The organism is Streptomyces sp. TSRI0107 (assembly GCF_001905845.1).
Taxonomy (GTDB): domain Bacteria; phylum Actinomycetota; class Actinomycetes; order Streptomycetales; family Streptomycetaceae; genus Streptomyces.
On sequence record NZ_LIVZ01000020.1, the window covers coordinates 16,522 to 29,035 of the forward strand.

Annotated in this window: 9 protein-coding genes, 1 tRNA gene and 1 other RNA gene; 10 read left to right on the forward strand and 1 reads right to left on the reverse strand. The window is 74.4% G+C overall.

The features are described 5' to 3' along the window. The first annotated feature begins 65 nt into the window (after positions 1 to 65). The 7 genes from AMK31_RS36950 to AMK31_RS36980 all read left to right on the forward strand — a co-directional run bounded on the left by AMK31_RS36950 (position 66) and on the right by AMK31_RS36980 (position 7,798). Positions 66 to 2,156 (forward strand): penicillin acylase family protein, encoded by a 2,091-nt coding sequence (locus tag AMK31_RS36950; RefSeq protein ID WP_385313085.1) that lies wholly within the window; start codon positions 66 to 68, stop codon positions 2,154 to 2,156. Continuing rightward, positions 2,149 to 2,757: a GNAT family N-acetyltransferase gene (locus AMK31_RS36955; protein WP_073945132.1), complete on the forward strand. Its 609-nt coding sequence runs from the start codon at positions 2,149 to 2,151 to the stop codon at positions 2,755 to 2,757. The genes AMK31_RS36950 and AMK31_RS36955 overlap by 8 nt, the downstream gene beginning before the upstream one ends. Further along, positions 2,754 to 3,254, forward strand: coding sequence for a cupin domain-containing protein (locus AMK31_RS36960; protein WP_073945133.1), 501 nt, complete (start codon positions 2,754 to 2,756; stop codon positions 3,252 to 3,254). The genes AMK31_RS36955 and AMK31_RS36960 overlap by 4 nt, the downstream gene beginning before the upstream one ends. Beyond that, complete coding sequence (locus AMK31_RS36965; protein ID WP_073945134.1) at positions 3,251 to 4,006, forward strand: SDR family NAD(P)-dependent oxidoreductase; 756 nt, start codon at positions 3,251 to 3,253, stop codon at positions 4,004 to 4,006. The genes AMK31_RS36960 and AMK31_RS36965 overlap by 4 nt, the downstream gene beginning before the upstream one ends. Positions 4,007 to 4,081: 75 nt before the next feature. Then, on the forward strand, positions 4,082 to 5,833 hold the full coding sequence (locus tag AMK31_RS36970; RefSeq protein WP_073945135.1) for a copper resistance CopC/CopD family protein: 1,752 nt from the start codon (positions 4,082 to 4,084) through the stop codon (positions 5,831 to 5,833). Between the two features lie 190 nt (positions 5,834 to 6,023). Continuing rightward, entirely contained in the window at positions 6,024 to 7,166 is a 1,143-nt protein-coding gene (locus AMK31_RS36975; RefSeq protein WP_073945184.1) for a sensor histidine kinase, read from the forward strand. Next, a complete protein-coding gene (locus AMK31_RS36980) occupies positions 7,163 to 7,798 on the forward strand; it encodes a response regulator (protein WP_073945136.1) in 636 nt (211 codons plus the stop codon). The genes AMK31_RS36975 and AMK31_RS36980 overlap by 4 nt, the downstream gene beginning before the upstream one ends. A 208-nt stretch (positions 7,799 to 8,006) precedes the next feature. Here AMK31_RS36980 and AMK31_RS36985 read toward each other — a convergent pair. Beyond that, a tRNA-Ser gene (locus AMK31_RS36985) sits at positions 8,007 to 8,091 on the reverse strand. A gap of 72 nt (positions 8,092 to 8,163) precedes the next feature. Here AMK31_RS36985 and ffs point away from each other — a divergent pair. From ffs to purD, 3 genes are all read left to right on the forward strand, one after another. Further along, an RNA gene (gene ffs, locus AMK31_RS36990) (signal recognition particle sRNA small type) lies at positions 8,164 to 8,262 on the forward strand. A gap of 59 nt (positions 8,263 to 8,321) precedes the next feature. Next, positions 8,322 to 10,634 (forward strand): DNA polymerase III subunit gamma and tau, encoded by a 2,313-nt coding sequence (locus AMK31_RS36995; RefSeq protein WP_073945137.1) that lies wholly within the window; start codon positions 8,322 to 8,324, stop codon positions 10,632 to 10,634. Between the two features lie 352 nt (positions 10,635 to 10,986). After that, positions 10,987 to 12,273 (forward strand): phosphoribosylamine--glycine ligase, encoded by a 1,287-nt coding sequence (gene purD, locus AMK31_RS37000; protein WP_073945138.1) that lies wholly within the window; start codon positions 10,987 to 10,989, stop codon positions 12,271 to 12,273. The last annotated feature ends 241 nt before the right edge of the window (positions 12,274 to 12,514 follow it).

Here is a 12,514-nt window from a genome sequence, read left to right on the forward strand (position 1 = left end):
CGCGTACGATTCCGCCACCACTCAGTTAGGCAAGGCTAACCTAAAGCATGGAAAGGGGTACAGGGGTGACCACCGAGAGGGACGGGATCCACGGGCTCTACCGGGACGCCTGGGGCATCCCGCATCTGCGGGCCGGCAGCGCACCGGAACTCGCCCGCGCCCAGGGCCGGGTCACCGCCCTCGACCGCGCCTGGCAGCTGGAGGTCGAACGCCACCGCGCCCAGGGCACCTCCGCCGCCTTCCTCGGCACCGAATCCCTCGCCTGGGACATTCTCGCCCGCCGTGCCCGCCTCGCCGACACCGCCCGCCGCTGCTTCGACGCGCTGGCCGAACGGGACCCGGAGTCGGCGGAGTTCGTACAGGCGTACGTCGACGGCGTCAACGACGGTCTCGCGGCAGGTGCCCGCCGCGCCCCCGAGTTCGCCGAGACCGGCCTGGCCCCCGGCCGTTGGGAGCCCTGGACCCCGTTCGCCGTCTGGCTGTCCACCCACGTCCTCTTCGCCGGGTTCCCCGCGAAACTCTGGCGCGCGCACGCCGCACGGCACCTCGGTCCGGAGGCCGTCGGCCTGTTCGCCACCGACGGCCCCGGCACCTCCGGCAGCAACGGCTGGCTGGTGTCCGGCGAGCGGACCGTCACCGGACAGGCCGTCATCGCGGGCGACCCGCACCGCTGGATCGAGGACCCCGGCGTCTACCAGCAGATCCACCTGTCCTGCCCGGAGTTCGACGTCGTCGGCCTCGCCGTGCCCGGCGTCCCCGGCATCGCCCACTTCGGCCACACCGGCACCGTCGCCTGGGCCATCACCAACGCCATGGCCGACTACCAGGACCTCTACGAGGAGCGGCTGCGCCGCACCGGAGCGGGCGTGGAGGCCCTCGGACCCGACGGCATCTGGCGGCACGCCACCCGGCACACCGAGTACGTCGACGTGCGGGGCGAGGAACGCGTGCCCGTCGAGGTGATCGAGACCGACCGCGGTCCCGTCGTCGCGGGCGGCCCCGAAGGCCTCGACGACGGCACCCCGCTCGCCCTCAGCCTGCGCCAGCCGCCCCGCGTCACCGCCGACCTCGGCTTCGGCGCCCTGCTGCCGCTGCTGCGGGCCCGCACGGTGGCCGACGTCGACCGTGCCTTCGACCAGTGGGCCGAGCCGGTCAACGTCGTCCAGGCCGCCGACACCGAGGGCGGCACCCTGCACCGGGTCGCGGGCCGGGTGCCGGAACGCTCCTTCGCCAACCGCCTCGGCCCGGTGCCCGCCTGGGAACCCGGCCACGAGTGGACCGGCTGGCACGAGACGCCCCGCGCGGGCCTCACCGACGGCATCGCCGTCATGGCCAACCAGCGCGGCCCCGCCGCCCCCCTCGGCATCGAGTTCGCCCCGCCGCACCGCGCCGACCGCATCGCCGCCCTGCTCGCCGAGAAGGAGCACTGGGCGGCCGGCGACATGCCCGCGATCCACACGGACACCCACCTCGCCTCCGCCGCGCCCCTCCTGGACCTCCTCGCCGGCCTCGACGGCCTCAGCCCCGAGGTGGAACGGCTGCGTGAGCGCCTGCTGCGCTGGGACCGCCGTATGGACGCGACCAGCGCCGACGCCGCCGCCTTCGCGGCCGTACGGAGCGCGCTCGTCCGCGGCCTCGCCGCCCAACCGGTGTTCGCTCCGCTCACCGACGTGCCCGCCTACCCGGAGGCCCTGCTGCCCTGGCTGAACCTCACCGTGCGCATCGGCTACGCCCTCGAACACCTGCTGCGCGCGCCGGAGCTGTACGGCATCGACCGCGCGGCACTGGCCCGCGAGGCGCTGGAGGAGACCGCCGCGCGGCCGCCGCGGGGCACTTGGGGTGACACCCACCGCCTCGCCCCCTGGCGGGCCCTGACCACCACCTCGTTCGCGGAACCAGGCCTGTCCGGCGACCACGACTGCGTGCTGTGCACCTCCGCCGTCCCCGGCCTCACCGACCTCGCCGCGCGCGGCCCGGCCGCCCGCTACGTGTGGGACCTGGCCCGACGCGAGGACAGCCGGTGGGTGGTGCCGTTCGGCGCGTCCGGTGTGCCCGGCTCGCCGCACCACCGCGATCAACTCCCCCGATGGGTCGAGGGAGAACTCGTCCCGGTCGTCACCGACTGGGACCAGCTCATGAGGGAAACCGATGTCTGACCCGTATGTTTCACGTGAAACCGTCCACGAGGAGACGGTCGCCGGCTTCGGCACCGTCCGCGTCATCCCCCTCGACGCCAAGGGTGACGCCGAGCTGATCCACGGCTGGGTCAGCGAGGAGCGGGCTTCCTTCTGGGGCATGAACGACCTGACGAAAGACCAGGTCGCCGACGTCTACGTCCACTTGGACAGCCTCGACACCCACCACGCCTTCCTCCTCGTCAAGGACGGCGTCCCGGCAGCCCTGCTCCAGACCTACGACCCGGAGGCCGACCGGGTGGGCGAGTGCTACCCGGTCGAACCCGGGGACATCGGCATCCACCTGCTCCTCGCACCCGCCCCGGCGGACGGCGCGCGGGCCGGCTGGACGGCGCGGCTGACGATGGCCATCACCGGGTACGTCTTCCGCGCGCTCGGCCGGCAGCGGATCGTCGTCGACCCGGACGTCCGCAACGACAAGGCGATAGCCCGCTTCGTGAAGCAGGGCTTCGTGGCGGGCCCGGCGGTCGTGCTGCCGGAGATCGATCTGCCGGAGGTGCACCTGCCGGAGAAGCGGGCACAACTGGCCTTCCTCAGCCGGGAGGTAGCCTTCCCGGGGTGACCCCGGACCACGAGACCACGTCACCCACTCCCGAAGCCCTCGTCGCCCACTACGGACTCGAACCGATCCCGCGCGAGGGCGGACTGTTCCGGCGCACCTGGGCCGGGCCCGAACGCCCGGACGGCCGCCCCGAGGGCAGCGCGATCATCGCCCTGCTCACCCGGGACGACCACTCCGCGCTGCACCGCCTCCCCGCCGACGAGACCTGGCACTTCTACCTCGGCGACCCACTGGAACTCCTGCTGCTCGCCCCCGACGGCGGCACCCGCACCGCCGTGCTCGGCGCGGACGTCCTGGGCGGCCAGCACGTCCAGTTCACCGTGCCCGCCGGCACCTGGATGGGCGGCCGGGTCGCCGCCGGCGGCTCCTGGACGCTGTTCGGCTGCACCATGGCCCCCGGCTTCACCTACGCCGACTACGAGCACGGCGAGTCCGCCGAACTCACGGCGCGCTACCCGGCGCAGGCCGCGCGGATCATGGAACTCTGCCGCCCATGAGGCTCCTGGAAGGCCAGACCGCCCTGGTCACCGGCGCGGGCGGCGGCATCGGCCGGGGCATCGCGCTGCAGTTCGCCGAACACGGCGCGGCGGTCGCCGTGCACTGCCGTACGGCGGTGGAACAGGCGCGGGCCGTGGCCGGCCGCATCCACGGCCTGGGCGGCCGGGCCGTCGTCCTGCGCGGCGACCTCACCGACGAGGACGCGTGCCACCGTGTCGTCCGCGACGCCGCCGAATGGGCCGGCGGACGGCTCACCGCGCTGGTCAACAACGCGGGCGTGCAACCGGTGCGCGAACTGGCCGGGATGACCGCCGAGGAGTGGCGGACCGTCGTGGACACCAACCTGGGCAGCGTGTTCGCGTGCACACAGGCGGCCGTGGACGTCATGGGGGAGGGCGGCTCGGTGACCCACATCGCCTCCATCGAGGCGAGCGCCCCGGCCCCGGCCCACGCCCACTACAGCGCCTCCAAGGCGGCCGTCGTGATGCACGCCCGCGCGGCGGCCCTGGAGTACGGCCCCCTCGGCATCCGCGTCAACACCGTCTCGCCCGGCCTGATCGACCGCGAGGGCCTGGCGGAGGCCTGGCCGGACGGCGTACGACGCTGGCGGCAGGCCGCACCGCTGGGCCGGCTGGGACGGCCGGAGGACATCGGGGACGCCTGCGTGTTCCTGGCCTCGCCGCTCGCGTCCTGGGTGACCGGACACGACCTCGTGGTGGACGGCGGGGTGACGGCCCGGCCGACCTGGTGAGCCGACTGAACATCCGGAGCCCGGCGTCCGTACTCCTCCCGAAGGGCAGGCGCGGACACCGGGAGTACGGATCTGATGCACACGGGCGGACGACCGCGCTGCCGGCCGGCGCTGACGGCGGTACTGCTGATCCTGCTCCTCCTCGGCTCCGCCGCCCCCGCCTCCGCGCACGCCGCCCTCGCCGGCACCGACCCCCGCGACGGCACCGTCCTGAAATCGGCGCCGCGCGCCCTCACCCTCGACTTCACCGAGTCCGTCGGCCTGCTCGACGGCTCCGTACGGCTCCTCGGCCCCGACAACCGGCGGGTGCACGTCGAGGAGCCGCGCCACGTACCCGGCGGCGACGACCGGGTCCGCGTCACCCTCCCCGACGGCCTGCGCACCGGCACCTACACCGTGGCCTGGCGGGTGGTCTCCGCCGACAGCCACCCCGTCTCCGGCGTCTTCACCTTCTCCGTCGGCAAGGCCACCCGCACCACGGCCGCACCGGACACCGGCCCGCCCGAGCACCCGGCGACCAAGGCCCTGCACACCCTCGCCCGCCACCTCGCGTACCTCGCCGCCGCCCTCCTCCTCGGCACGGCCGCCTTCATCGCCTTCTGCCGCCCACCCGACCCCCGCCCGCTGCGCCGCCTGCTCGTCACCGGCTGGTGGGCCCTGCTGCTGTCCACCCTCGCCCTGCTGTTGCTGCGCGCCCCGTACGAGACGGGCACGGCACCCTGGACGGCCTTCGACCCCGCCGCCCTCACCCGCACCCTGACCGGCCGCCCCGGCATGGCCCTTCTGGCCCGGGTTGCCCTGCTCCTGCTGCTCGTACGGCTCCCCAGGCGCCCCCTGCCGGCCGTCCACATCCCCCTCGCCGTGGGCCTGGCCCTCACCTGGGCCGCCGCCGAGCACGCCTCCGCGGGGATCCAGGTGCCGGTGGCGATGACGTCCTCGGTGCTGCACCTGCTGGCGACGGCGGCCTGGCTGGGCGGCCTCGCCGCGCTGCTGACCAGCCTGCGCCACGGCACCCTGCCCGCCGGCACCGTGCACCGCTTCTCCCGGCTCGCCTTCGCCTCCGTGACCGTCCTCGCCGTCACCGGCACCTACCAGTCCTGGCGCGGCCTGGGCTCCTTCGACGCGCTCACCGAGACGTCGTACGGCCGCCTCCTGCTCGCCAAACTCGCCGGCGTCGCGCTGCTGCTGGCGGCGGCGGGGGTGTCGCGGCGGCTGATACGGGTGCCGGCGGAGCGGACGGCCGTACGGGAGAGGGTGCCGGAGCCGGTGGGCGGACCGCTTCCCGAGCCGGAGCCGGAGCCGGAGCCCGGGTCCGAGGCCGCTTCCGCGCCGGAGCGTCCGCTCGACCAGCGCCGTCTGCGCCGCTCGGTCCTCGTCGAAGCAGCGCTGGGCGTGGCGGTGCTCCTGATCACCACCCTCCTGACAGGCACCCTCCCGGGCCGCGCCGAGACCGAGGCCGCGGCGGCCGGACAGACGACCGTGCTGCCCCCCACCACGACCACGACCGTCCCCTTCGACGTGGGCACCCCCGGCGGCAGCGGCAAGGTGCAGATCACCCTGGACCCGGCCCGCACCGGCGAGAACTCCGTGCAGGCGGTCGTCTTCGGCGCCGACGGCGGCGTCACCACGGTCCCCGAACTCCGCCTCACCTTCACCCTGCCCGCCCAGGAGATCGGCCCCATCGACGCCGAACTGGCCGACCGCGGCGGCTACTGGGCCACCGACAGCCTCGACCTGCCCGTCCCGGGCACGTGGACCATGAGGACGACCGTGCGGCTGTCGGAGTTCGACCAGGTGACGGTGGCCCGCCCGGTACGGATCAGCTGACCCGGGTCATCCGAACGGCTGACCCCGCCCCGCCTCCCAGGGCCGACAATGAAGGTGTTTGCCCAGCTCAGTGAAGGACGCGGCGAAGGATTCGGCGCGAGAGGCGGTGAAGCCCGTGACGCACGCCCCGGCGGACGACCACGACGTACGGGAGACCGGACGCGACGCCCGCACCGCCCTCGCCGTCGTCATGCACTCCGCCTTCTTCGTGCTGCTCGGCGCCTCCCTCGCCCGCTACCTCGCCCGGCACGGCCCCGAACCCCGCACCCCGTGGATCATCGCCCTGTCCGTGCTGCTGGCCGCGCTGTACGTGCTCGGCCCGGCCCTAGGCGCCCGCCTCACCGCGCGCCGGATGATCTGGCTCGGCGCGGTGGTGGCCGCTTGGGCCGCGCTGGTGGCACTGGCGCCGAGCTTCGCCTGGTGCGCGGTCCCGCTCTTCTACACCGGCCTGCGCACCCTGCCGCTCCGCGCGGCCATCACCCTGGTCGTGCTGCTCACCGCACTCGTGGTGGCGGCCCAGCTGAAACTGGCGGGCTGGGCCGACCCGAACGTGCTCCTCGCACCCCCGGCGGTGGCCGCGATCGCCACCACGGTGTTCGTCACGATGGAACGCCAGTCGGCCCGCCAGCGCGCCCTCATCGACGACCTCGTGCGCACCCGCCGCGTCCTCGCCGCCACCGAGCGCCGCGAAGGCATGCTGGCCGAACGGGAACGCCTCGCCCGGGAGATCCACGACACCGTCGCCCAGGGGCTGTCCAGCCAGCGGATGCTGCTGCAGGCGGCGGACCGGGTCTGGGAGACCGACCCGGCCGGCGCCCGCTCCCACATCCGTACGGCCGCCTCCGTCGCCGAACACAACCTCGCCGAGGCCCGCCGCTTCGTCCACGACCTCACCCCGGCCGACCTCGCGGGCGGCACCGGCATCGGCCGCGCCCTCGCCGCGCTGGCCGAGCGCGAGAGCGACGCCCACCTCACCGTCCGGCTGCACACCGAGGGCACCCCGGCGGCCCCGTTGCCCGCACTGGTCGAATCGGCCCTGCTGCGCATCGCGCAGGGCGCCCTCGCCAACGTCCGCGAACACGCGGCCGCCACCACGGCGACCCTCACCCTGACCTGCCTGGACGACCAGATCGTGCTGGACGTGGCCGACGACGGCCGCGGCTTCGATCCCCGCACCCCCGCCCCCGCACGCGACGTGCGCGGCCACGGCCTCCCCGCCATCCGCGCCCGCCTCCGCCAGCTGGGCGGCACCCTGACGATCGAGTCGGCCCCCGGCGAAGGCACGGTCGTATCGGCCGCGATCCCCCTGACGACCCCCACGGAGCCCCGATGACGGCGACGACCGTACGGATCCTCCTCTGCGACGACCACGCGGTCGTCCGCGCCGGCCTGCGCGCCCTCCTGTCGAGCGCCCCGGACATAGAGGTGACCGGCGAGGCGGCGACAGGCGAGGAGGCCATCGCGCTGACCCGCAAACTGTCCCCGGACGTCGTCCTGATGGACCTCCAGCTCGGCGAGGGCATCGACGGCGTGGAGACGACCCGCCGCATCCTCGCCATGACCGACCCGGCACCCCACGTCCTGGTCCTCACCACCTACGACACCGACGCGGACATCACCCGCGCCATCGAGGCCGGCGCCACCGGCTACCTCCTCAAGGCCGAGCGCCCCGAGGAACTCTTCGCCGCCATCCACGCCGCCGCCCAGGGCCGCACGGCCCTCTCACCCCCCGTCGCGGGCCGCGTCATGGCCCACCTGCGCACCCCGCGCCCCACCCTCACCCCACGCGAACGCGACATCCTCGGCCACCTCGTCCAGGGCCTCACCAACCGCGACATCGCCCGCACCCTCTTCATCAGCGAGGCCACCGTCAAAACCCACCTGCGCCGCATCTACGAAAAACTGGGCGTCACCACACGCGCGGGCGCGGTGGCGACGGCGAAGGAACAGCGACTGATCCCTTGAACACCAGATGAGGCCCCCCGACCGGCGAACTGGTCGGGGCCTTCAGGCCGCCCTGCCGGTCGCCTTTGTTTCGCCTCACGCCCTGCGGCGACGGCCGGTGATCTACGTCACCGCAGTGCGGGCGCTCGACTTCACTACTGGACCGCACACGACGAGGGCCCCGACCGGCGAACCGGTCGGGGCCCTCGTCTGCCCTGCTGGGCGGAGGCGGAGGATACGAGATTCGAACTCGTGAGGGGTTGCCCCCAACACGCTTTCCAAGCGTGCGCCCTAGGCCTCTAGGCGAATCCTCCGCCGGAAACATTACATGACCGAGAGGAGTGCTCGCGAACTCGTTCCCGACCCCTCGCATCAGGTAGCCTTGGCGCAGCCCCTCACGCGGCGCTATCTGACTGAACTCCCCCAGGGCCGGAAGGCAGCAAGGGTAGGTCGGCTCTGGCGGGTGCGTGGGGGGCGCTTGCGTTCCGGGGCGTGGATCTTCGGGCGGGGCAGGTTGTCAGTGGGCGCCTATAACCTCGTAAGCGTGTCGTCTCTCGCGCTGTACCGCCGCTATCGCCCGGAGTCGTTCGCCGAGGTCATCGGGCAGGAGCATGTCACCGACCCGTTGCAGCAGGCGCTGCGGAACAACCGGGTCAATCACGCGTACCTGTTCAGCGGTCCGCGCGGATGCGGCAAGACGACCAGCGCGCGGATCCTCGCCCGCTGCCTGAACTGTGAGCAGGGTCCCACCCCGACGCCCTGCGGGGAGTGCCAGTCGTGCCGGGACCTCGCCAGGAACGGCCCCGGGTCCATCGACGTCATCGAGATCGACGCCGCTTCCCACGGTGGTGTGGACGACGCCCGTGAGCTGCGGGAGAAGGCCTTCTTCGGCCCCGCCTCCAGCCGGTACAAGATCTACATCATCGACGAGGCCCACATGGTCACGTCGGCCGGTTTCAACGCGCTCCTGAAGGTCGTCGAGGAGCCCCCGGAGCATCTGAAGTTCATCTTCGCCACGACCGAGCCCGAAAAGGTCATCGGGACCATCCGGTCGCGTACGCACCACTACCCGTTCCGGCTCGTCCCCCCGGGCACCCTCCGCGACTACCTCGGCGAGGTGTGCCAGAAGGAGGACATCCCGGTCGAGGACGGAGTGCTGCCGCTGGTCGTGCGCGCGGGTGCCGGGTCCGTGCGTGACTCGATGTCCGTCATGGACCAGCTGCTCGCCGGCGCGCGGGAGGAGGGTGTGACGTATGCCATGGCCACCTCCCTGCTCGGTTACACCGACGGGTCCCTTCTGGACTCCGTCGTCGAGGCCTTCGCCACCGGTGACGGCGCCGCCGCCTTCGAGGTCGTGGACCGCGTCATCGAGGGCGGCAACGACCCCCGGCGGTTCGTCGCCGACCTGCTGGAGCGGCTCCGCGACCTCGTGATCCTCGCCGCCGTCCCCGACGCCGTCGAGAAGGGCCTCATCGACGCCCCGGCGGACGTCCTGGAGCGCATGCAGGCCCAGGCCGGCGTCTTCGGCGCCGCCGAGCTGAGCCGTGCCGCCGACCTCGTCAACGAGGGCCTGACCGAGATGCGCGGCGCCACCTCCCCGCGGCTCCAGCTGGAGCTGATCTGCGCCCGCGTCATGCTGCCCGCCGCCTACGGGGACGAGCGGTCCGTCATGGCCCGCCTGGACCGGCTGGAGCGCGGCGTGAACTTCTCGGCGGGTGCCGGCGCGCCCGCCATGGCCTACGCGCCGGGCCCGGAGGCCCACGCTGCCCCCGCCCCGGCCATCCCGCCGGGTGGCGGCGTCGCCGCGGCCCGCGCAGCCGTACGGGGCTCAGGGGCCCCTGTGGCCCCCATACAGGGCCAGGGAACGCCGCCCACGCCCGCCGCACAGCCCCCGGCTCCGGCCCCGGCTCCGGCACCCGCCCCGACCCCTGTGCACGCCCCCAGCGCGCCTCCCGCCGCCCCGCCGCAGCAGCCCGCCCCCACGGAGGCCCCGGCGGCCCCCGCGGCCGCCGCGGCCGCACCCGCTCCCGGCGCCTGGCCCACCGCCACCGCCGCGGGCAGTGGCCGCCGGCCCGGCGGCTGGCCCACCGCCACGTCCCCGGGCAGCGGCGCGAGCCGCCCCCAGGCCGCCGCCCCGGCCCCCGCCCCTGCTCAGACCGCCCCGTCCCCGTCCGCGCCCCCCGCCGCACCGTCTCCCGCCCAGGTCCCCGCACCCGGCGGGCTGGACCCCCGTGCCCTGTGGCCGAACATCCTGGAGGCGGTGAAGAACCGCCGCCGCTTCACCTGGATCCTGCTCAGCCAGAACGCCCAGGTGACCGGCTTCGACGGCACCACGCTCCAGCTCGGCTTCGTCAACGCCGGTGCCCGCGACAACTTCGCGAGCAGCGGCAGCGAGGACGTGCTGCGGCAGGCGCTCGCCGAGCAGTTCAACGTGCAGTGGAAGATCGACGCGATCGTCGACCCGTCCGGCGGTTCCGCACCGACCGGCGGCTCCGGCGCCCCCGGCTTCAGCAGCGGCGGCTACGGCGGCGGAGGCAGCGCGGGTGGCTACGGCGGCGGCCCGGCCACCGGCGGCTACGGCGGTGGCGGTACGGCCGCGCCCCAGCGCCCGGCCCAGCCGCAGCCCGCGGCCCCGCCCGCCCCCAGCGCCTCGGCATCCGTGTCCGCCCCCGCCGCGGCGCCCACCCCCGTGTCTCCGCCGCCACCCGCCCCGGACCCGGCCCCGGTGCCGGTCGCCCCCGAGGACGACATCCCCGAGGACGACGACCCGGACCTCGACGAGTCGGCCCTCTCCGGGCAGGAGCTGATCGTGCGGGAGCTGGGGGCGACGGTGATGGAGGAGTTCACCAACGAGTAGCCCCCGCCGGGCCCCCGCCAGACCCCCGTAGCACCCCTGTCGGGCCCCCCGGACGCCTACCGGTCCCCCCGGACGCCTGCCGGCCCCCGGCCGACGCCTGCCGGTCACGGTCCCCCCGGCGGACGCCTGCCGCCCCCCGGCCGACGCCTGCCGGTCACGGTCCCCCTGGCGGACGCCTGCCGCCCCCCGTCCGACCTCCGTCGGCCCCCCGCCGGACTCCCGTCCGACTCCCGCCGGACTCCCGTCCGCCCCCGCCCAACCCCCGTTTTTGGACAAACCCACAATCCCCCCACCCCCACCCCTTCAGCGGCCCGCACAAACCGCCCCGCCCCGCGCCGGTTAGGCTGACCCCGTGAAGGTCCTCGTCATCGGTAGCGGCGCCCGCGAACACGCCCTGTGCCGTTCCCTGTCCCTCGACCCCGCCGTGACCGCGCTGCACTGCGCACCCGGCAACGCCGGCATCGCCGAGGTGGCCGAACTGCACCAGGTCGACGCCCTCGACGGCGCGGCGGTGACCGCGCTGGCCACGGAGCTGGGCGCCGAGCTGGTCGTCGTAGGCCCGGAGGCCCCGCTGGTCGCGGGCGTCGCCGACGCGGTGCGCGAGGCGGGCATCCCGGTCTTCGGCCCCTCGAAGGAGGCCGCGCAGCTGGAGGGCTCCAAGGCCTTCGCCAAGGACGTCATGGCGGGCGCGGGCGTGCCCACGGCCCGCTCGTACGTTTGTACGAACCCGCAGGAGGTCGACGAGGCCCTCGACGCCTTCGGCGCGCCGTACGTCGTCAAGGACGACGGTCTCGCCGCCGGTAAGGGTGTCGTCGTCACCAGCGACCTCGACCAGGCCCGCGCGCACGCGGCGGCCTGTGTGGGGGCACCTCCCGCGCCTTCCGGGCAGCGGGGGAGGGTCGTCATCGAGGAGTACCTGGACGGCCCCGAGGTCTCCCTCTTCGCCGTCACCGACGGCGAGACCGTGGTCCCGCTCCAGCCCGCCCAGGACTTCAAGCGCGCCCTGGACGGCGACGAGGGCCCGAACACCGGCGGCATGGGCGCCTACTCCCCGCTGCCGTGGGCGGACCCGAAGCTGGTGGACGAGGTCATGCAGACCGTCCTGCAGCCGACGGTCGACGAGATGCGCCGCCGCGGCACGCCGTTCTCCGGTCTGCTTTACGCCGGTCTGGCCATCACCGGCCGGGGCGTGCGGGTCATCGAGTTCAACGCCCGCTTCGGCGACCCGGAGACCCAGGTCGTGCTGGCCCGGCTGAAGACCCCGCTGGCCGGTCTGCTGATGGCCGCCGCGACCGGCAACCTCGGCGACCTGGCGCCGCTGCACTGGAGCGACGAGGCCGCGGTCACCGTGGTCGTCGCCTCGCACAACTACCCCGGCACCCCCCGCACCGGTGACCCGATCACCGGTCTGGACGAGGTGGCCGCCCAGGACGCCCCGCACGCGTACGTGCTGCACGCCGGCACCAGGCGCGACGGCGACGACGTGGTCAGCGCGGGTGGCCGCGTCCTGTCCGTCACCGCGACCGGCGAGGACCTCGCCCAGGCCCGCGAGCGCGCCTACCGGGCGGTCGGCCGCATCCGGCTCGACGGCTCCCAGCACCGCACGGACATCGCGGCGAAGGCGGCGGCAGGCGCGTAAAGCGGCCCCGGACCTCCATCGACACCCGCACCGCACAGGCCCCGGACTCCCAGCGAATCCGGGGCCTGACCCTTGCCCTGCGTCGTTCACCTTTCCCCAAAGCCATTCCATCGAGTGACCGATGCCGTATCCGGCTGACGGGCGGCGACACCCCAACTAGGGTGCGGCGCAAGTGTTCCGGCACTTGGCCCACCGGCATTGCGATGTCAGTCGTGGGTGCCACAGTGGGGGAGTGAGCAAC